Origin of the sequence: Halovenus salina, assembly GCF_026410925.1 — an archaeon.
GTDB classification, from domain to species: Archaea; Halobacteriota; Halobacteria; order Halobacteriales; family Haloarculaceae; genus Halovenus; species Halovenus salina.
This window is the reverse complement of the sequence record NZ_CP112972.1, coordinates 2,865,584-2,884,992: the sequence shown is the minus strand read 5'-3', so window position 1 is coordinate 2,884,992 and position 19,409 is coordinate 2,865,584. Positions and strand designations below refer to the sequence as shown.

The window sequence follows — 19,409 nt, the reverse complement described above, 5'->3', positions numbered from 1 at the left end:
GTCCGGAGCGTCGCTCACGGGAAATTATCAATCCTTTGCTCGACGCGCCCAGAGGTGGCGGCATCTCCACCGGGTCGTGATGGTCACGTCTCGAAATACAGGTGATGATGCTCCCGACAGCCGGGGTTGAACGACGCACCGCAGGCTGGACAGCTGTCCCCACAGTCGAGATAGGCGTCGACGGTCAGCTCCTCGCGACAGAGCCCACACAGCACGGCCGACTCGTCGAATCTGTCCCGAGGCCACCGTTCAGGCTCGTGGTCGGTCGCCGCGGCATGGCACTCATAACAGGGGTAATACGTCCCACAGCAGGCAAATCGAAGCGCCACCACGTCGACTACGTCGTCCCAGTGGCGACAACGCGTCTCGTCATCGACAGCGATGCCGCGAACTGGAACACCGAACCGGTCGTCAGTTTCGGGGGCAGTCGTCGTCTGCGTCACTGGTCGACACGTCGATTTGGACAATCATTTAACTACCGGCTGGGAAGACGCTCGTATGACAGCGCCGAAGCTACTGATTATGGGCCCGCCAGGTGCAGGCAAGGGAACACAGAGCAGCAACATCGCCGAGGAGTACGGCGTCGAGCACGTCACGACCGGCGACGCGCTGCGGTCGAACAAGCAGATGGACCTCAGCGACATGGATACCGAGTACGACACCCCCGCGGCCTACATGGACGCGGGCGATCTCGTCCCCGACCAGGTCGTCAATGCCATCGTCGAGAAAGCGCTGACTGAGGCCGATGGCTTCGTCCTCGACGGCTACCCACGCAACCCAGCACAGGCAAAGGAACTCGAAGACATGACCGACCTGGATATCGTCCTGGCCGTCTCGGTCGGACGCGACGAGTTGCTCACGCGGCTGACCGGCCGCCGCGTGTGTGATGACTGTGGTACCAACTATCACGCAGAGTACGATCAGCCCGAAGAAGACGGCGTCTGTGACGGTTGTGGCGGCGAACTCATCCAGCGGGAAGACGACACCCGCGAGGCCGCAGAGAACCGTCTGGACGTCTACGAGGAGAACACCGAGCCGGTCATCGAGCGCTACCGCGGTCACGACGGCTTCGTCGAAATCGACGGCGAACAGGCACCTGATGCCGTCTGGTCGGATATCGAGCAGGCTATCGACGACCACACCGCCTGACGGTCGAGCCGAACCGGGAGATACAAACCTCATGACTGTTGAGTACACTACTAACAGACGATGCCACGGACAGCACAGAAGGTAGACGAACTCGCCGACGAGGGCGAGCACATGACCGACGCGCTCGCGACGGTCCTCGACGTTGCCGAGGAACAGGGGACCGTTACGTGGTCGGACGTAAGCGACGAGATGACCTCGGGCGAGTGGGGTCGCCTCATCGAGAAGGGTGTGCTCGTCGACGCGGACGGCGACGGCTTCGTCATCGACGATCCCGAAGGGATCCGGGACGCACTCGACGACGCCGACCCGACGGCGATGGTCGACAGCGTCGACTTCGCGTTTACCACCTACGACAAGATGGCGGTCGCGACAGTCGTCGTGATGATGATTGGCTACGCGGTCAAGCCCGTCCGAACACTCGTCGGGCAGACCCTCAACGTCGTGTTGGGGCCACTCGAATCGGTCCTGCCGTTCTATCTGCTCGTCCTCGTGCTAGCCGTTCTGACGGGCCTGTTCTCGGCCCTCGTCCAGGACAACCTGATGGACCCTGAGATTATGGCGGGCTACCGAGAGCAGACGCAGAATCTCAAAGAGCGCCGCGAACGGGCAAAAGAACGCGGCGACGACGAGGAAATTCAGAAGATTCAGGAAGAGCAGATGGCGATGATGAGCGAGAACCTCGACGTCTTCAAAGCCCAGTTCCGCCCGATGATCTGGATTATGTCCTTTACAATCCCGGTCTTCCTCTGGCTGTACTGGTTCGTTCGGGACCTGGGTGTCACGGTCGCCTCGCCGGTCATCGTCTACCCCCTGGCCGGCGAAGTGAGCACCTGGACGACCGGCATCCTCGGCCCCATCGAGGCCTGGATTGTCTGGTATGCACTCATCTCGATGAGTTTCGGCCAGATCATGCGGAAGGCGCTGAACGTCCAGACCTCGCCGTCCAGTTAACCGAGCCGTCTTTTATCTCGCGATACCCTCGGTGTGCATTCAGCTACTGACAACAATCAGTCGTCGTCAGCGGTCAGCGCCTTCTCGTCTGCGTCCCGGCCGGCGCGCGGCCCATCCAGGTCCACGTCCGGAAGAAGGTCGCGGAGGTATTTTCCGGTGTAAGAGTCTTCCGTCCGAGCGACCGCCTCAGGGGTGCCGGCGGCGACGACTTCCCCGCCGTTCTCGCCGCCCTCCGGTCCGAGGTCGACAATGTGGTCAGCGTTTTTGACGAGATCGAGTTCGTGTTCGATGACGACGACCGTGTTACCGTCGTCGGTCAGCCGATGGAGCACGTCAACAAGTTTGCGCTCGTCTTCGGGGTGCAGTCCCGTCGTCGGCTCGTCGAGAAGATAGAGCGTCTCACCGGTGTCTTTCTTACCGAGTTCCTCCGCGAGTTTGACACGCTGAGCCTCGCCACCCGAGAGCGTCGTCGAGGGTTGGCCCAGGCGCATGTAGCCAAGACCGACGTCCTTCAGGAGCTTCAGCCGCCGCCGAAGCTGGCTGTGGCTCTCGAAGAAGTCGTGGGCCTCGTCGACGCTCATATCCAGCACATCCGAGATGGTCTTCTCTTTGAACGTCACGTCGAGGGTCTCGTCGTTGTAGCGTGCGCCACCACACTCCTCGCAGGGAACGTAGACATCCGAGAGGAAGTTCATCTCGATTTTGACGGTGCCCTGGCCGCCACACTCCTCACAGCGGCCGCCCTTGACGTTGAAGGAGAACCGCCCCTTCTCGTAGCCGCGCTGTTTGGCGAGTTCGGTCTCGGCGAACAGCTCGCGGACGAAATCGAAGACGTTCGTGTACGTCGCTGGATTCGAGCGCGGTGTCCGGCCGATTGGTGACTGGTCGATGAGACGGACCGTTTCGATTTCGTCCAGCCCCTCGATTGTGTCGTGGTCGCCGGGGTCAACGCTCGTGTTGTCGTTCATTTCGCGGGCCAGCCCCTTGTAAAGCACGTCGTGCATTAGCGTCGACTTGCCCGAGCCGGAGACACCGGTGATGGCGGTGAAACAGCCGGTCGGTATCTCGATGTCGAGGTCGCTGAGGTTGTGCTGGCGTGCCCCTCGAATCGTGAGTTCACCGTCGCGCTCGCGTCGCTCGTCGGGGACCGGAATCGCCTTCTCGCCGCCGAGATAGTCGCCCGTGATAGATTCCTCACTTTCGAGGACATCGTCGAACGAGCCGTTGACGACGACCTCGCCGCCGCGCTTGCCTGGTCCCGGCCCCATGTCGATGATGTTGTCCGCCCGGCGCATCGTCTCGGTGTCGTGTTCAACGACCAGGAGGGTGTTCCCCAGGTCTCGGAGTTCTTCGAGTGTGTCGAGCAGGCGGTCGTTGTCGCGCTGGTGGAGCCCGATAGAGGGTTCATCGAGGACGTATAACACGCCGACCAGCCCCGAGCCAATCTGAGTGGCGAGGCGAATTCGCTGGCTCTCGCCGCCCGACAGCGTCGAGGCCTCGCGGTCGAGCGTGAGGTAGTCGAGGCCGACCTCACACATGAAGCCGAGGCGGGCGCGAATCTCCTTGAGAATCTCGGCGGCAATTTTCGTCTGGCGCTCGTCGAGGGTCGCCTCCATCCCCTCGAAGTGCTCTAGGGCGTCGCCGATAGACATCTCTCCCACTTCGGTGATGGAGACGCCGTCGACGAGGACAGCCCGCGACTCGGGTTTGAGTCGCGTCCCCTCACAGTCGGGGCAGGTAGTGACGGCCATGTACTCCTCGATGTGTTCGCGTGCGCGGTCGCTGTCGGTCTCGACGTGACGGCGTTCGAGGTTCGGGATGACCCCCTCGAAGCGCTCGGTCTTCTCGCGAGTGCCGTTTTTTGTCTCCCACTCAAAGTGGACACGGTCGTCGGTGCCATAGAGAAACTGCCGTCGAATCTCCTCGTCGAGGTCTTCGAAGGGAGTCTCGAGCGAGATTCCGAAGTGGTCTGCGACGTTGTCCAGTTGCCGGGAGTAGTACGTCCGGTTGTAGCTCCAGGGCTCGAAGACGTGTTTGAGCGACTTCGAGGGGTCCTCGATAACGAGGTCCTCGCTGACTTCCTTGGTCGAGCCGAGCCCCTCGCACTCGGGACAGGCCCCGTGGGGGCTGTTGAACGAAAACGAGCGTGTCTCGATTTCGCTGATGTCGATGTGACAGTGCATACAAGCGAGTTCCTCGGAGAACTCGACGACGAGACGGTCCTCGTCGGAGTTGTCGGCCTCTTCGTCGGCCAGGTCGCCGGTCGAACGGGCGCGAGAGCCACCGACGCCGAGGTCCTCTGGCGGGTCCGGAAAGATGACCTTCAGCAGGCCGTCGGCCTCCTCCAGGGCAGTCTCGACGGAGTCAGTAAGACGCGAGCGCTCGCCCTCGGAGATTTTCACGCGGTCGACAACCACGTCGACAGTGTGGTCGTAGTTCTCGTCCAGCTCCGGGCGGTCGACTGTGAGGTCGTAGCGGTCGCCGTCGACCTCGACGCGGGTGTATCCCTCGCTCACGAGGTCGTCGAACAGCTCTTCGAATGCGCCTTTCTGGTCGCGGACGACCGGCGCACAGAGTTTCGCACGCGTCCCCTCGGGTGCCTCCATGAGCCGTCTGACCATCTGCTGGGCGCTTTGGTCGTCGACCTCGCGGCCACACTCGGGGCAGTGTGGCGTCCCGACACGAGCATACAGCAGCCGGAGGTAGTCGTGTAGCTCAGTCACCGTTCCGACCGTCGAGCGGGGGTTGTTGGCGGCGTTTTTCTGGTCGATAGAGATAGCCGGCGAGAGTCCCTCGACGTTCTCGACCTGGGGTTTGTCCATCTGTCCCAGGAAGTTCCGGGCGTAGGCCGACAGCGACTCGATGTAACGGCGCTGTCCCTCCGCGTAGACCGTCTCGAAGGCAAGCGAGGATTTGCCCGACCCAGACAACCCCGTGACGACCGTCAGTTCCTCGCGCGGTATCTCCACGTCGATATCCTTGAGATTGTGTTGCTCGGCCCCACGAACCTCGATGTAGTCGCGGCTCATCCGTTATCCGTGTGATGGTCTGCGTAACTGAAACGCTGTCGGTTCATTCGGACTGGAGGCTCTCACAGCTCTTTATCCATGACGACGAACTCGATGCTGGTTCCGTCGATTGTTCGGGTTTCGGCCGCGACAGCCTGGTACCCCAGCCGCTCGTAGAACCCCTGTGCAGTAAGCGAGGAGATGAGGGTTAGTTCGTCGATACCGTCCATGCTAGCCCGCGATTCGAGCTGTCTCATCACTGAGGTGGCGATGCCCTGCCGGCTGTGCTCCGGGTCGATAAAGACAGCGTCGATACGCGCTTCGGACCGGTTGAGCACACCGTACCCGACCGTTGTCCCGTCGGCTTCGGCGACGAGGACGTCGAATGGGTCACTGTCGATAGCACGGCGGAAATCAGAGATAGCTCCGCTGTCGGGCGTCCAAGCCTCCAGCTCGGCGTCGGTATACTCGCCGGTCACGAGGCCGTCGATTGCCTCGTGTTTGGTCGACCAGAGGACTCTGGCGTCTGCAGTGTCTGCCTCGCGGAACCTGACTTGCCCCATCACCGAAGATTTCGCCGCGGGCTCATAAGAGCGTTATCCGACGCCTGTTCGTATCGTCTGAAACAGAGCGGGGCTGTTTTAGGACTCCACACGGAACGCCTGAATATGCGACGACGGAAGTTCCTCTACGTTGCTGGTATGGCTGCACTCGCTGGCTGTTCCGGGGACAGTGACGACGAGACGCCGACGGCGACGGTCACGCCAACCGAGACAGCAACAGCGACAGCAACACCGACAGCAACACCGACACCGGAGCCAACAGAGACAGCCACGCCAGAGCCAACCGAGACGCCCACGCCCGAGGAGCCAGCAGACGCCGTCGAGGCAGGTGAGCGTGTTGTCGACGACATGGCGTCAGGGGCGTTCACACAGGCCCTCGACCGGTTCCGCTCTGACGTACAGCGACAGCTCTCGACTGGACAGCTTGAACACCTCTGGCTGGGGTACACCGCCGTTGGCGGCGGGTTCCAGGGTGTCGTCGAGAGCGAGGAAACCGTCCAGAGCGGGTTCGACGCCGTCGACCTGACGCTTGGCTTCGAGCGCGGGAATCACATCCTTCGGGTCATCACCGACAGTGACGACGGCTATTCCCTCGTGGGGATGCAAGTCAACGACTCGTACGAGTCGCCAGACTACGTGGACACGGCGGCGTTCACTGCTCGGGAAACGCAAGTCGAGTCCGAGGACTGTCTCATGGACGCCACAGTAACAGTCCCCGAAGACGGCAACGACGTTCCGGGCGTCGTCTTGGTCCACGGCAGCGACCCCCCCGCTGTCGGCGGCGCAGACAAGGACCTGACTGCAGGCGGGTCGAAGATTTTCAAGGACCTCGCGGAAGGACTGGCAAGCCGAGGGGTTGCGGTCCTCAGATACGACCGGCGCTCACACGCCTGTCCGAACTCGCTTTCGGCAGCGGAGTGGACGCTCGACAATATTACTGTCAACGACCCACTCGTCGCGGCAGAGCAGCTCCGGAATATCGAGGAAGTCGACTCCGAGAAGGTGATTGTCGCCGGCCACAGCCTCGGGGGACTGGCAGCACCACGCATCGCCGAACGCGACGAATCACTGGCGGGTATCGCCATGCTCGCCGGGCCGGCACGGAACTTCTACGAGATATTCATCGAGCAGTTCGAGCATCTCGCGACCCTCGGAGAGTACGAGTGGGAGCGGATGGCGAATATCTACGAGCGCTGGCAGAGTCGTATCGACCGCATCCGGGAGGGCGATTACAGCGACGGCGATATCGTCCTCGACTATCCGGGCGCACTCTGGCGGACTGTCGACGAGTACGACCAGGTTGGGACGGCAAAAGAAATCGAGACACCGATGTTTGTCCTGCAGGGCGAGCGAGATTACCAGGTCTCCCCGGAGGAGGATTTCGACCGCTGGCAGGAAGAACTCGCTGACCGACCGAACACGTCGTTCGAGTTGTACGAGGGCCTGGGTCACACATTCCAGTACGGCGAGGGTCCCGCAACCCAGTCCGAGTACGCGCTGTCGAACCCGCTCGACGAGACTGTTGTCGAGGACCTGGCGTCGTGGGCAACGTCGCTATGAGATGGTGAGTGAGGGTTCAGTGATGGCCTCGGGCAGGTGATCGACTCCGGCACAACACTAACTTTGGTCCAAGCCAAAGTGTGTCTATGCACGGTATCGGCGGGCAGCCGGACTGGACGTCGGAAGACCCACAGTCGGGGTCTCCACCGAGCGAGGGCAAGCCACCGTTGTTCATCCTCGGCATTCTCGTACCGCTCGTCTTGATGGTCGTGACACAACTCGGCCAAGCCCTGCTTGCGCTCGGCGGCGGTGGGTACATACTCGCGTTGTTGCTCGCGTCGATACAGTTCGTTTCGCCGCTGTTCAGCGTCGGCCTGGCCGGAATACTCATCTGGATGTCTCTCGACAGGGCAACGGCCACGCGCACGTCACTCGGGGAACCGTTCGAGATCCTAGAGGCGCGCTATCTCGACGGCGAACTCGACATCGAAGAGTACGAGCGGCGTCTGGACCGGCTGTTTGACCACGATGTTCCGGATGCACCACAGCCAGTCGACGCCGTTGCCTGCCAGTACGCCCGTGGCGAGGTCGACGACAGCGACCTGACGACACGTCTCGAATCCGCTCGAACCGAGAGCCAGAGTGAGCCAACTATCGAAGAGACGGCAGTTTCAGCGCAACAAGACCGAAAAAGCGCCGTTGCCCATCTTCGCTACCGATACGCGGAGGGAGACCTCACCGAAGCCGAGTACAAACGCCGACTGGCTGTCCTCCGCGAGACCGAGCGAGAGCGCAGTTGAGGTCAGCAACGACGACGATATTGCCCAAACGCGCAAGTAGCACGGCATAGAGTATCCGATAGAGCCGATGAAACGAACAATCAGAGCGAACTTCGACGAGAGTGCCGGTACGTACGCCGCGTACGAGGCGGAGACCGACCACTTTAGTACACTGGCGGAACGGCTCGCAACGGAGTTGGCCACACAATACGATGGTACAATCACGCGCCTACTGGATGCAGGTGCCGGGACAGGTGCGAGCAGTTCACCGCTTGCCGCCCGGAGCGAGAGAGTGATACCGCTGGACGTAAGTCGGCAGATGCTCCGACAGAACTCGTTTCCATGCCGTGTGCAGGGCGATTTCGACACGCTCCCCTTCCAGACCGGTTCTTTCGATGCGGTTGCGTTCACTGCCTCCCTGTTTCTCACCCCGTCACCGGAAGCCGCACTCGAAGAGGCACGTCGTGTACTCTCGGAAGAGGGTGTCGTCGGTGCCGTCGCACCGGAGGGGTGGTATATCGACGGAACAAGTGTCTTCGAGCAGGTAGACCGAGACTCTCGCTCGCCTAGCCCGACGGAGGCAGTCAGCAAAGCGTTCGAGGAGACCGTCGATACGGTGTCTGGGGTCTGGCGGCTAGATGTCACCGGCGAACAGCTCCGGCAGTTCTACCAGATTCCGGCTGTTGCGGCGCGGGTGTATCCCAGGCTGGACCCACAAGAGCGCGTCGAACGCGTCCAGGACCTCCTCGCTGACGTGGAAGGCACCGGAGAGCAGCGCTGGCGGTGGATAGTCGGCCGGTGAGCCCGTTATCGGAGACCCCACCGAGCGAAGAAAATGATACCAACGGCGCTCTCGATGGCCGTTTAAGCGACCGACGAGCCAGATTCGTTACAATGCCTGCAACGGTAATCGCTCATGATGCCGTAGCATTTCCTGACACTAGAAAATAATTTATTTCGTATTACATATCACCATCCAGTAGGTATCGCTCTTCAGCCGGACACCAATTGGATTATCTACATTTTCAGCAGTTTCGGCCGTTTGACGACCGCTACCCCGACGTTATCAAGTTCTGAGTGGCTATATAACGGTATATTCACACCGAGAAAACACGACGAGAAAGCGTCCTGAGAGAAAAACGTCGCTATGATTTATATCAGATACGGCGGAAGAGCCAAGCGCAACATGCAGCTCAAAAACCTATTCGAAGAAGACGACGCGGTGTCGCCGGTCATCGGCGTCATCCTGATGGTTGCCATCACAGTTATTCTGGCGGCCGTCATCGCATCGTTCGTGCTCGGGCTCGGTGACACAGCCGGCGAGACAGCGCCTACTGCGACCTTGAATATGGAGTACAGTGAAGTTAATAATGTTACCTGGACAGGGGTTGATAACGAGTCATTAGACTACACTATTGTTAGCAGCAATGACTTTGGAGGTACTAACTGGGATACAACTAATAATGTTCCGAACAGTTCAAGCGGCGGCAATGGTCTCCTGACGTTTACCGTGGAATCTGCAAGTGAGGGACTCCCATCAGAGAATCTCTATCTCCGTGGGGATGGAATTATCTCAGACACCGATACTCCCGATACCACTGAGGAACTCGCAGTCAGTGAGCTTGATGTCCAAAGCAGCTTCTCTGCCAGCGAAGGATTCACCGTTGCCGTGACTGGCGACTACGATCTTGACCTCGTCTGGGACACGGGCGATGACTCTTCAGTACTGGACAGCGACTCCGGCCCAGACGCATAGCTGAGCGCATAGTTTAATCAATTTTTCTCGGAAGCTGATAAAGCAAGTAGTAGCAGCAATAACGCCGTCGAATTACAGACTTAGTTTCGTCAGACGAAAAGCGCAGAGAATAGTTAGGGGTCTATCAAGTACACGACCAAACGCCAGTACAAAATAGTAGTCCTTACACCGATACAAGGTCGGAGTACAATGAAACAAGAGACCCCGAATTATCGATAGAGAGTCCTACCACCGAACCTCGAAGGTCGTCTCGGGGCCGTCGTCGTCGATGTCAGCGTGAGCGTGTTCGGCTCCGAAGTGCTGGGCCGTCCCCTTGAGAAAGCCCTTCTCCCACTGTGCGGGATACGGCGTCGTCGACGTAATCCTGGCGTGGGTCTCGTCGACCTTCTCGTAGGTGTATTGGCCGGCTACCTGGCGGTGTTCGGCCTCGTACATCTCGGGGAGATGGTCGAGCCCCTCGTGTGGCGAGTCGATAATCCGCGACCAGTCCAGAAACCGCGGCGTAGACTCACCGATTTTCGCCAGCGCGCTCTCACCGGTGTTTTCCTCGACAGTCCGTAACACTTCGAGGAAGTTCGCGAGCGGATACCACTCGTCCGGTTCGGGGTCGGGTTTCTCGATCCCCTCCTCGTCTAACATGTTTCGCATCCGACTCTGATAGACGGACATCACGCCGTCGATACAGACCTGGACTAACTCTCCGCGGACAGTACCACTCGGTTCGTTGGCTGTGAGTGTCATCAGAAATCACCCTCCGTTGGTGCAGTCGTCGTCTCTACCGGTGCTGTTTCGTCGGCTGCCCACTCCGTCCACGACCCATCGTAGTTGACCGCGTCGGCGCCGAGTAGCTCCGAGAGCACGAACCACGTGATAGACGAGCGCTCTCCGATGCGGCAGTACGCGACCGTCGATTCGTCTGGGTCAATGTACTCGCCGTAGATGTCGCGAAGCTCCGACTCAGGTTTGAATGTGCCGTCGGCGTCGACGGCCTTCCCCCAGGGGACGTTCGCCGCGGTTGGGATGTGGCCCTCGCGGTCGGTGGTGTTCGGAATCTCGGCTGGAGGCTTCTCACCGCGATACTCCTGTGGGTTTCGGACATCAACAATCGGTCGACCGTCGTCGAGGCTATCCATGATGTCGTCTTTGTACCCGCGAATGTCCTCGTTGGCGCCGTCGATTTCGTACTCGCGGGATGGATACTCCGGCTCGTCCTGTGTTTGCTCGTATCCTTCGAGTCGCCAGTATCGGCGGCCACCGTCGAGCAGCTTGACATCCTCGTGCTGGTAGTATTTGAGCACCCAGTAGGCGTGGCCGGCGAACCAGTTCGCCTGGTCGCCGTAGACGACAACCGTGGTGTCTCGTGTAATCCCCAGCTCGCCAAACAGCGACTCTGCTTCACTCTGCTCAACGACGTTGCCCCCGAGTCCGTCGATGATATCCTCTTCCCAGTTAATCTGGACGGCTCCCGGAATATGCCAGTCGTCGTAGGCAGCCGGGTCCATGTCTACTTCGACGAGTCGATAGTCGGCCTCGTCTGTCTGGAAACGGTCCAGATGGTCACGAACCCATTCAGCTGACCGTACTGTGTCGCCGTCGTGATGAGAGGTCACGGGTGGGAGTACAGTACTCGAACACAAGTACCCCTCAGCACTTCCCAGCAAGTGATAACTCGATATCAGTACAGTTCTGTCAGTCTGAGTGCGTAGTCACCAGCACGACGGGAATAAGGAAAGCTGTCAGCAAGCCGTATATTCGCTATGGGACCGCCCGGATTTGAACCAGGGTTGCGGGCACCCAAGGCCCGGAGGATACCAAGCTACCCCACGGTCCCGCATATACACGTGCTGGGGTCCTGGTTGTAAGCGTTTCGTTGCACGCCGTCTGTGAGAGGGGGACCCACAGTCACAGAAAGTCGCGCACGTCGGAGTACCACATGTCGTGTTCATCGGTTTCGTCAAGCGCACGGGCGATGCGGACGGCGATAGCGTGCCAACAGAGCTGTTCGGGGTCGGTCGAGTCGAGGTTGTACTCGGCGTCCTTGCAGCTGCAGCCGTCGTTCTCGACGACGTACTCGTCCTGGTGGCCGACGACGACGGTGAAATCGCGGTAGGCCTTGACGCGGTTCTCACTGACGGCCTGGATAGCGCGCTGGGCGCGGTCGCCGTGGAGGCCGACGATACGGTCGACCAGTTCCGGAGAGAGGTCGCCCGCCTCGGCAAGCTGTTGCTCCCAGTCGTCGACTGCTGTCACGGGTGGAAATTCGATGTCGAACGGGAAAATGCCGTCGGTCACCGCACAATGGGTAAAATCACTCTTTGAGCCTCCGGCGGCTATTTTATTATCCCTACCATAGCAGAAAATGCGCTGACCCGCTTCGGCCCTCACCCCAGACCCCCACAAACTATGCCCCCTCTGTCACTGCCCCGTACAGAGATCACAGGAGTTCGCGCTCCCGTGTGCTTCCCCTCGTCGTCTGGATATCTACCTGCAAGTTGGCCCCTGTCTGCTCTATCATGGCGAACGTCGGTTCGCCTCCGCGCGGGTCGGCGTGACTCCCTCCATTGACGACCACGGCCCCCCCGACGTGGTCGATTTCCGCCCTGTGTGTATGACCCACAATAACCATGTCCGCCCCCTCTTGCCGTGCCAGCAGGGAGAGCGAGGTGCGGTCGTGGCGGTGTCCGTGTGTCACCACGAACTGCCGACCGCCGAACCGGAACGTTGCGGTAGTTGGTAACTGTTCTGTAACCAGTCTGCTGTCACTGTTCCCCGCAACCGCGACCAGTTTTCGGGCGCGACGCTCGAAGGACTGCAGCGTCTCGCCTGCGGTGAAATCACCGGCATGAACCACGAGTGACGCCGAATCGACCGCGTCTGCGACTGTGTCTGTCAGCTGTAGGCCACCCGTGCTGTGGGTGTCGCCAAGCACGACAAGCATAGCTGTTCCAAACACCGCCCCAGAAAAAAGCACTCCCCTCCGTGCATAGCACGTATGCCGATGGCGTGCGAGGCCCGGATATGGACGTGTACGGACTCATCGGGAACCCGGTCGGTCACTCGCTGTCACCGCCGATGCACGAAGCAGCCTATCAGAAACGAGAGATGAGCGCTCGCTACGTCACATTCGAGCCACCGGCTGACGCCGCCCGAAAAGCAATCGAGAGCGCACAGACCCTCGGCGTTCGTGGACTGAACGTCACGATTCCGTTCAAACAGGCGGTGCTTGGGGCCGTCGACCCGACACCGCTTGCTGCCCGAATCGGCGCGGTCAATACGGTCGACTTCTCGACGACACCGCCAACAGGCCACAACACCGACGCAGTTGGAGCAATCCGAGCTCTGACACACCACGGCGTGAATGTCGCCGGTGACGCCGTGGTTGTCGGTGCCGGCGGTGCGGGTCGTGCGATAGCGTTCGGACTCGCCGACGAGGGGGTATCGGTCACCGTGGCAAACCGGACCGTCGAGCGGGCCGAGGGGCTGGCGGCCGACCTGAACGACAGCACCGCAACCGAAAGCGCACGCGCGGCGTCGCTGGATGCACTGCCTGATCTGCTCCCGAAGGCGGATATTCTGGTCAACGCGACCAGCGTCGGTATGGGGGAAAACATCTCACCGGTCCCATCGAGTGCGCTTCATTCCGGGCTCGCGGTGTTAGACGCGGTGTACACCCCGCTGTCGACGCGGCTGCTCCAAGATGCCGCCGAGGCAGGCGCAACGACGATCGATGGTGCCTGGATGCTTCTCTATCAGGGGGTCGAAGCCTTCGAATTCTGGACCGACGTGGATGCACCAGTCACTGCGATGAACGACGCACTCCGGAAGCGCCTATCCGACAGCAAAAGGGAGGACTAGGGCGATAGTATCGACCCCGAGAGAGGGGCGCATTACAGTCTGCGTACAATTAAGTAACCGCCCGCCTAAGATCGTCGTATGAGCGCCAAGAGCCTGATACAGAAAATAAAACAGTTCGTCGGGCTCTCGGACGGGTCAGGGTCCAGCGCGGGCCCGTCCGCGCCCGAGGAGACGGACGTAACTATCGAGCGAGAGCCCGAGACGACGACCGCCGACAAGCCGACAGCCACCGCCGAGGAAGACGAAGCCATCTCGACGGACACAGAGCCCGTCGAGACAATCAAAGGAATCGGACCCACCTACAGCGACCGACTCGAGTCCAACGGGCTCGGAACAGTGGCGGCGTTGGCCGACAGTGACGCCGAAACCGTCGCCGAGGCTGCCCAGACGTCGGAGGGTCGCGCGAGCGAGTGGGTGAAACGAGCAAGAAACCGGTAGGACCGCAAAACCGTTACCCACGCTTTTCTTTGTAGCTGTATGGAACCGACGGTCCAGACTGGAGAATCGGCGTTTCACTCGGCCGCTAGCGGCGCACAGCCTGGCACACGCGTCCCGGTCGAGATTCGCGTCACCGTCTCGGACCCCTTCGATGCCTACCGTCGGGCACGGACAGACGACACCGGCGCGTATCTCGCCACGACCGGCGGACAGACCGGCTGGGGGTACTTCGGCGTCGACCCGCTCGCCGTTCGGTCGGTCGACTCCGACGAGGGGGACTCCCTCGAAGCACTCGAATCGATACTCGCCGAGGAGCGTCTGGTCCGCGGCGACTGCGACGTTCCGTACCCCTGTGGCGCAGTCGGCTGGCTTTCCTACGACATCGCGAGAGAACTCGAAACCCTGCCCGAGAGAACGAGCAGAGACCGCGAGTTACCACGGCTGCAGGTCGCTACCTACGAGACACTCGCTGCCTGGGAAGAGCCCCGCGACGGTACGGTGACGCTTCGAATTACCTCCTGCCCACGTGTCGACGACCCGACCGACGAACAGGCGCGTCGGGAGGCATACGACCGCGGCCGACAGCAGGCGCTCGAACTCGCACGCGACGCAGGCGACGGAGACCCGGGTGTCGAGTCACCAGCCGTCGATACGGAGACGGTCACCTTCGAGAGCGACTGCAGTCAGGAGGCGTTCGCCGAGCGAGTCCGCCGCGTCAGGGAGTACATTCGCGACGGTGATACGTTCCAGGCGAACATCTCACAGCGACTGCGCGCTCCGGCAGCCGTCCATCCGGTGGCGGCGTTCGATGCACTCCGGACAGTGAATCCGGCACCGTACTCGGCCCTGCTCGAATTTCCAGGCGTCGACCTCGTGAGCGCGAGCCCCGAGCTGTTGCTCGAACGCGAGGGCGACAGGCTCGTGACCGAACCGATTGCCGGAACGCGGTCGCGAGGGGAGACCGACGCCGAGGACGATGCGCTCGAAGCCGAGTTACTCGGCGACGAGAAAGAACGGGCCGAGCACGCAATGTTGGTCGACCTGGAGCGAAACGACCTCGGGAAAGTCTGTACGTACGGGAGCGTCGACGTGACCGAGTACCGGCGGGTCGACCGCTACTCCGAGGTGATGCATCTGGTCTCCCTGGTCGAGGGACGGCTTCGAGACGGCTGTTCGCTTGCCGATGCAATCGGGGCCGTCTTCCCCGGCGGGACGATTACCGGCGCACCGAAGCCCCGGACGATGGAGATTATCGACGAACTGGAGGCGACTCGACGGGGTCCCTACACCGGTTCAATCGGCATCTTTGGGTTCGACGAGCAGGCAACGTTGAACATCATCATCCGAACGCTCACCAGATACGACGAGGAGTACTTCCTGCGCGTGGGGGCTGGCATCGTCCACGACTCGGTGCCACAACAGGAGTACGACGAGACACTCGACAAGGGTCGGGCACTCGTAAACGCAATCGACCGCGCCCTCGGTCAGCAAGGCAGCATGACAGTTACACAACAATGAACGTACTCGTCATCGACAACTACGACTCGTTCGTCTACAATCTCGTCCAGTACGTCGGCGAGGTGACGACCAACCACGGCGGCGAGGTCTTCGTCCGTCGCAACGACGAACTCACCCTCGAGGAGGTCGACAACCTCGACCCCGATGGCATCGTCGTCTCGCCCGGCCCAGGGACTCCCGCGGAGGCAGGAATCTCACTTCCCCTGTTTCGACAGCGTGAGTATCCGACTCTGGGTGTCTGTCTGGGCCACCAGGCACTGTGTGGGGCAAACGGTTCCGACGTGGGGCACGCCGACTCGGTGGTCCACGGGAAGCCGTCGGTCGTCTCACACGACGGCGAAGGTATCTTCGACGGCCTCCCCACGGAGTTCGAGGTCGGCCGATACCACTCGCTTGCCGTCGACCGGCGTGACCTGCCCGACCCGCTCGTCGAGACCGCCCACACCACCGACGAGGAACGCGTTGTCATGGCGGTCCGCCACCGGGAGCGCCCGCACGTCGGCGTCCAGTTCCATCCCGAGAGCATCCTGACCGATGTCGGCCTTCAGTTGGTCGGGAACTTCCTTCGAGAGTACGTCGCAGACGACGCCCTCGACACCGGGGCGAATCCGGATATTCGGAACGAAGACGACCCAGCCGAGGTGAGTGACAAATGAGCGAGTACTACCACGTCGACGGCGAACTCGTCCCGCCAGCGGAGGCAACGGTGAGCGTCCGTGACCGTGGGTTCATGTACGGTGACGCCGCCTTCGAGACTGTCCGAGCCTACGGCGAGGAGGTCTTCGAGTGGGAGGCACACGCCGACCGACTCCGGGAGACCTGTGAGAGGCTCGGGTTCGCGGACGCGATGCCGTCGCCGGCAGATCTCCGCGGTCGCATCGACGAGACCCTCGCGGCGAACGATCTTGCCGACGCGTACGTCCGGCTCTCCGTGACCCGCGGCGTCCAGCCCGGGAAACTCACCCCCAGCGACACCGTCGACCCCACGGTCGTAGTCATCGTCTCGGAACTGCCACGTGGCGGCCAAGAGGGCGACCGCGTCTGGGACGACCCGGCGACCGTCGAGACCGTCGACACAGAAAAAATTCCGCACAATGCGATGCCCGCAGGGATGAAGACACACAACTATCTGAACGGGATTCTCGCCCGACTCGAACTCGATGGAGCAGACGAAGCACTGCTTTACTCCCCCGAGGGGTACGTGGCCGAGGGAGCAGCGAGCAACCTCTTTTTCGTGCGTGACGGCATCTTGTGTACGCCAGCAACGACCCTCCCCCTGTTACCTGGAGTTACCCGTGATGTCGTACTGGAGTTGGCACGTGATGCGGACATCTCGGTCGAAACCGGACACTACGAACCAAGAAGGGTCTTCGCTGCCGACGAGGTGTTCCTGACGAACTCGACGTGGGAGATACGACCCGTCGTTGCCGTCGACGACCACACCGTCGATGTCGGTCCCGTCACAAAACGGCTTCAAGCGATGTTCGACGAGCGCGTCGAGGAGCTGTACTGAGCTACGTCTCGTCTGGGTCGTCGGACTCTCCCACCACTGTGCCATCGTCGTCAGCGGTGCCGATGTCTGCTCCGACTGATTCAACCTCTTCCTCGACGGTCTCGACTTCCTCCTTGACTGGTTCGACACCCTCCTCGATGTCGGAGCGAACGTCAGCCAGTTCGCCTTCGGCTTTGGCTCTGGTCGACCGGACTTTGCCGGCGGCAGAGCCTGCCTCTCGCGCGATATCCGTAGCACGGGAGCCAAACAGCAAGACGAGGATGACCGCGCCAACGAGCATCATCTCTACCGGACCCATGAAAAGCGGGACGGGTACGAAAGTTGCCATAGTCGGGATTTCGATGCCCGGATTTGTATGCGTTTTGCCGGCGACGCGACCCAGACGAAGACACAAGACAGATAGGCGGAGCCATGCCACAGGAGAGACAACAAGCATGAGCGGTAAGAGATACGAACTCGGCCGTCGGCGATTCCTCCAGGCGACCGGGGCTGGCGTTGCTGTCGTGGCCTCGCTGTCGGGAGCAACCGGCTCAACGGCGGGCCGACAGGTCGAAGATGCGCCAGACGAGGACGAGTACGAGGAGATTCTGGCGGAGATGGACGGCGACGGCTCCGAAGAGAATCCCTACGTCGTTACCGATGTCGTCGAGCTACAGGCAATGAGCGGTGACACGAGCGGGCGGTACGAGCTCGGAACCGACATCGACGCTTCGACAACTGCCAACTGGAACGACGGCGCTGGCTTCGCCCCGATTGTCGCGCCGCCGGCAGACGACTCCGAAGAAGGCGGTCGACCGCGCACCAGGGCGTTTACCGGTGAACTCACCGGTAACGGCCACGAGATATCTGGGCTGACGGTCCAGCGGCCGGACGAAACAGGTGCGGGACTCCTGCTCGCAAACCGAGGTGCAGTCGTCGACCTCACCATCAGCGACGCGACAGTCGCCGGACAGGCAGCCGGCATTCTGGCCGCATCGACCGGCGGCGGCGTCCGTGGCGTGACGGTCCGTGGGTCAGTCTCGGGAGAGAGAACCGTCGGCGGCCTGGCTGGGACAAACGAGGGTGCGATAGGAGAGTGTGAGGGGACCGTCGAAGTGAGCGGTCAGCAGCGAGTGGGCGGTCTCGTCGGCGCAAACAACGGCAATGTCGGCGGGTCGAGCGTCGACGGGAGCGTCGACGGAAACGCCGACGTTGGCGGCGCGTTCGGCGTGGTCTCTGCAAACAGCGCCGTTGGGCGTGTCGATGCGACGACGACGGTCTCGGGCTCGGAGCGAGTCGGCGGCTTCGCCGGCGACCACTCCGGCAGGATCTCCGGGAGCACGGCCACAGGTGACGTATCGGGCGAGCGACTGGTCGGCGGCTTCGTCGGCGAGTGCTGGGGGGAACTGCTGGGCGTTACCGCACGCGGGACAGTCGAGGGGACCGAAAACGTCGGCGGACTCGCTGGCGCGTGTTACGACAGGGTGCGGGCCTGTTCGGTTCACGGCGACGTGACCGGGACGACGAACGTCGGCGGCGTCGTCGGCTGGGGGTCGGCCGGCGCCGTGGTCACGCAGGTCTATACCGTCGGCTCAGTGAGCGGCGACTCCGCGGTCGGCGCGCTCGCTGGACTGCTGGGCTGGGAATTCCTCGGCGAGGAGGAGACGGCCGAACTCCGCCGGGCGTACTGGAACACGGGCGCGACCGACCACGACCCTGTTGGTCGAATCAGAACAGGAGACGGCTCCGTCTCTGTCGACGAAGAGACGCTGGCTGGGCTCGACGCCGCGCAGTTCGTCGGGACCGACGCCCCGTCTCGGCTGTCAGCCTTCGACTTCGAAGAGCAGTGGCGAGCAGTCACAGACGAACCGCCGGTTCCACGGGCACAGGTGCCGTCGGCTTTCGAGATTACCGACGTGTCGACGACGAATCTCTCTGTCAGACAGGACGAGGCCTTCGAGATAGAACTCGGTATCGAGAACACCGGCGAGTACGGCGGCAAGCAGGAGGTGGTGATGGTGATAGACGGCGACAGATTCGCGAGCGTCGAACAAGAACTCGAAGCCGGCGAGTCGACGAGGGTCGCCCTGTCAGACCTGCAGGCTTCGGAGATTCCAGTTGGCACCTACAGCTTCCAGGTCCAGACGCGTAACGACTCCGTCGAGGGGACAATCGAAGTCCAGAGCGCGCTCCCGGGAGGGACCGACACGCCAAACGAACCCGCCGGCAACGGAACGGAAACGACCACACCCGACGATTCTGACGGCGACGGTCCCGGCTTCGACGTCGGAAGCGCGCTCGCGGGTGCCGCCGCCGGTGTTACCGTCCTCGCGCGACGACTCCGGCGGACGGCAGACGAGTAAGTCACCGACAGGGCTACGTTTTCGAGGCCGTAATACA

The 19,409-nt window shown here is 61.7% G+C and carries 20 protein-coding genes and 1 tRNA gene; 12 read left to right on the top strand and 9 right to left on the bottom strand.

What is annotated here, in order from left to right:
• Positions 1-83 precede the first annotated feature (83 nt).
• Positions 84-443 (bottom strand): CHY zinc finger protein, encoded by a 360-nt coding sequence (locus tag OSC37_RS14515; protein ID WP_267162150.1) that lies wholly within the window; start codon positions 441-443, stop codon positions 84-86.
• A gap of 55 nt (positions 444-498) precedes the next feature.
• Between OSC37_RS14515 and OSC37_RS14510 the strand changes: the two genes are divergently transcribed.
• Together OSC37_RS14510 and OSC37_RS14505 are read left to right on the top strand one after the other, a co-directional pair.
• The gene (locus OSC37_RS14510; protein WP_267162149.1) at positions 499-1,149 is read left to right on the top strand and encodes an adenylate kinase; all 651 of its coding nucleotides are present in this window, start codon (positions 499-501) and stop codon (positions 1,147-1,149) included.
• A 60-nt stretch (positions 1,150-1,209) separates the two neighbouring features.
• Positions 1,210-2,100 carry a DUF106 domain-containing protein gene (locus OSC37_RS14505; RefSeq protein ID WP_267162148.1) on the top strand — a complete coding sequence of 297 codons (891 nt, stop codon included), beginning with the start codon at positions 1,210-1,212 and terminating at the stop codon, positions 2,098-2,100.
• 56 nt (positions 2,101-2,156) lie between these two features.
• Here the strand turns inward: OSC37_RS14505 and uvrA are convergent, their stop codons facing one another.
• Positions 2,157-5,129: an excinuclease ABC subunit UvrA gene (gene uvrA, locus OSC37_RS14500; RefSeq protein ID WP_267162147.1), complete on the bottom strand. Its 2,973-nt coding sequence runs from the start codon at positions 5,127-5,129 to the stop codon at positions 2,157-2,159.
• Positions 5,130-5,191: 62 nt separating this feature from the next.
• Positions 5,192-5,671, bottom strand: coding sequence for a GNAT family N-acetyltransferase (locus tag OSC37_RS14495; RefSeq protein ID WP_267162146.1), 480 nt, complete (start codon positions 5,669-5,671; stop codon positions 5,192-5,194).
• A gap of 105 nt (positions 5,672-5,776) precedes the next feature.
• On the opposite strand from OSC37_RS14495, the gene OSC37_RS14490 reads away from it, so the two are divergent.
• From OSC37_RS14490 to OSC37_RS14475, 4 genes are all read left to right on the top strand, one after another.
• Positions 5,777-7,231, top strand: coding sequence for an alpha/beta hydrolase (locus tag OSC37_RS14490; RefSeq protein WP_267162145.1), 1,455 nt, complete (start codon positions 5,777-5,779; stop codon positions 7,229-7,231).
• 86 nt (positions 7,232-7,317) lie between these two features.
• A complete protein-coding gene (locus tag OSC37_RS14485) occupies positions 7,318-7,971 on the top strand; it encodes an SHOCT domain-containing protein (RefSeq protein ID WP_267162144.1) in 654 nt (217 codons plus the stop codon).
• A gap of 67 nt (positions 7,972-8,038) precedes the next feature.
• Entirely contained in the window at positions 8,039-8,752 is a 714-nt protein-coding gene (locus OSC37_RS14480) for a class I SAM-dependent methyltransferase (RefSeq protein WP_267162143.1), read from the top strand.
• A gap of 384 nt (positions 8,753-9,136) precedes the next feature.
• A complete protein-coding gene (locus tag OSC37_RS14475; RefSeq protein WP_267162142.1) occupies positions 9,137-9,706 on the top strand; it encodes a type IV pilin domain-containing protein in 570 nt (189 codons plus the stop codon).
• A 225-nt stretch (positions 9,707-9,931) separates the two neighbouring features.
• Here OSC37_RS14475 and OSC37_RS14470 read toward each other — a convergent pair whose 3' ends face one another.
• From OSC37_RS14470 to OSC37_RS14450, 5 genes are all read right to left on the bottom strand, one after another.
• A complete protein-coding gene (locus OSC37_RS14470) occupies positions 9,932-10,447 on the bottom strand; it encodes a hypothetical protein (RefSeq protein ID WP_267162141.1) in 516 nt (171 codons plus the stop codon).
• The gene (locus OSC37_RS14465) at positions 10,447-11,316 is read right to left on the bottom strand and encodes a sulfurtransferase (RefSeq protein WP_267162140.1); all 870 of its coding nucleotides are present in this window, start codon (positions 11,314-11,316) and stop codon (positions 10,447-10,449) included. Before OSC37_RS14465 ends, OSC37_RS14470 begins: the two co-directional genes overlap by 1 nt.
• A gap of 148 nt (positions 11,317-11,464) precedes the next feature.
• Positions 11,465-11,537: transfer RNA gene (locus tag OSC37_RS14460), tRNA-Pro, on the bottom strand.
• A gap of 71 nt (positions 11,538-11,608) precedes the next feature.
• Positions 11,609-11,956: a hypothetical protein gene (locus OSC37_RS14455; RefSeq protein ID WP_267164200.1), complete on the bottom strand. Its 348-nt coding sequence runs from the start codon at positions 11,954-11,956 to the stop codon at positions 11,609-11,611.
• Positions 11,957-12,140: 184 nt separating this feature from the next.
• A complete protein-coding gene (locus tag OSC37_RS14450; RefSeq protein ID WP_267162139.1) occupies positions 12,141-12,644 on the bottom strand; it encodes a YfcE family phosphodiesterase in 504 nt (167 codons plus the stop codon).
• An 80-nt stretch (positions 12,645-12,724) separates the two neighbouring features.
• On the opposite strand from OSC37_RS14450, the gene OSC37_RS14445 reads away from it, so the two are divergent.
• The 5 genes from OSC37_RS14445 (at position 12,725) to OSC37_RS14425 (ending at position 17,030) form a co-directional block, all read left to right on the top strand.
• Positions 12,725-13,561 (top strand): shikimate dehydrogenase, encoded by an 837-nt coding sequence (locus tag OSC37_RS14445; RefSeq protein WP_267162138.1) that lies wholly within the window; start codon positions 12,725-12,727, stop codon positions 13,559-13,561.
• A 78-nt stretch (positions 13,562-13,639) separates the two neighbouring features.
• Positions 13,640-13,999: a helix-hairpin-helix domain-containing protein gene (locus OSC37_RS14440; protein WP_267162137.1), complete on the top strand. Its 360-nt coding sequence runs from the start codon at positions 13,640-13,642 to the stop codon at positions 13,997-13,999.
• 39 nt (positions 14,000-14,038) lie between these two features.
• Complete coding sequence (gene pabB / locus OSC37_RS14435) at positions 14,039-15,517, top strand: aminodeoxychorismate synthase, component I (RefSeq protein ID WP_267162136.1); 1,479 nt, start codon at positions 14,039-14,041, stop codon at positions 15,515-15,517.
• On the top strand, positions 15,514-16,173 hold the full coding sequence (locus OSC37_RS14430; RefSeq protein ID WP_267162135.1) for an anthranilate synthase component II: 660 nt from the start codon (positions 15,514-15,516) through the stop codon (positions 16,171-16,173). Before pabB ends, OSC37_RS14430 begins: the two co-directional genes overlap by 4 nt.
• The gene (locus OSC37_RS14425) at positions 16,170-17,030 is read left to right on the top strand and encodes an aminotransferase class IV (RefSeq protein ID WP_267162134.1); all 861 of its coding nucleotides are present in this window, start codon (positions 16,170-16,172) and stop codon (positions 17,028-17,030) included. The genes OSC37_RS14430 and OSC37_RS14425 overlap by 4 nt, the downstream gene beginning before the upstream one ends.
• Position 17,031: 1 nt before the next feature.
• On the opposite strand, the gene OSC37_RS14420 is transcribed toward OSC37_RS14425, so the two are convergent.
• The gene (locus OSC37_RS14420) at positions 17,032-17,358 is read right to left on the bottom strand and encodes a twin-arginine translocase TatA/TatE family subunit (RefSeq protein WP_267162133.1); all 327 of its coding nucleotides are present in this window, start codon (positions 17,356-17,358) and stop codon (positions 17,032-17,034) included.
• A gap of 106 nt (positions 17,359-17,464) precedes the next feature.
• Here OSC37_RS14420 and OSC37_RS14415 point away from each other — a divergent pair, with 106 nt between their 5' ends.
• On the top strand, positions 17,465-19,372 hold the full coding sequence (locus tag OSC37_RS14415) for a hypothetical protein (RefSeq protein WP_267162132.1): 1,908 nt from the start codon (positions 17,465-17,467) through the stop codon (positions 19,370-19,372).
• Positions 19,373-19,409: the final 37 nt, after the last annotated feature.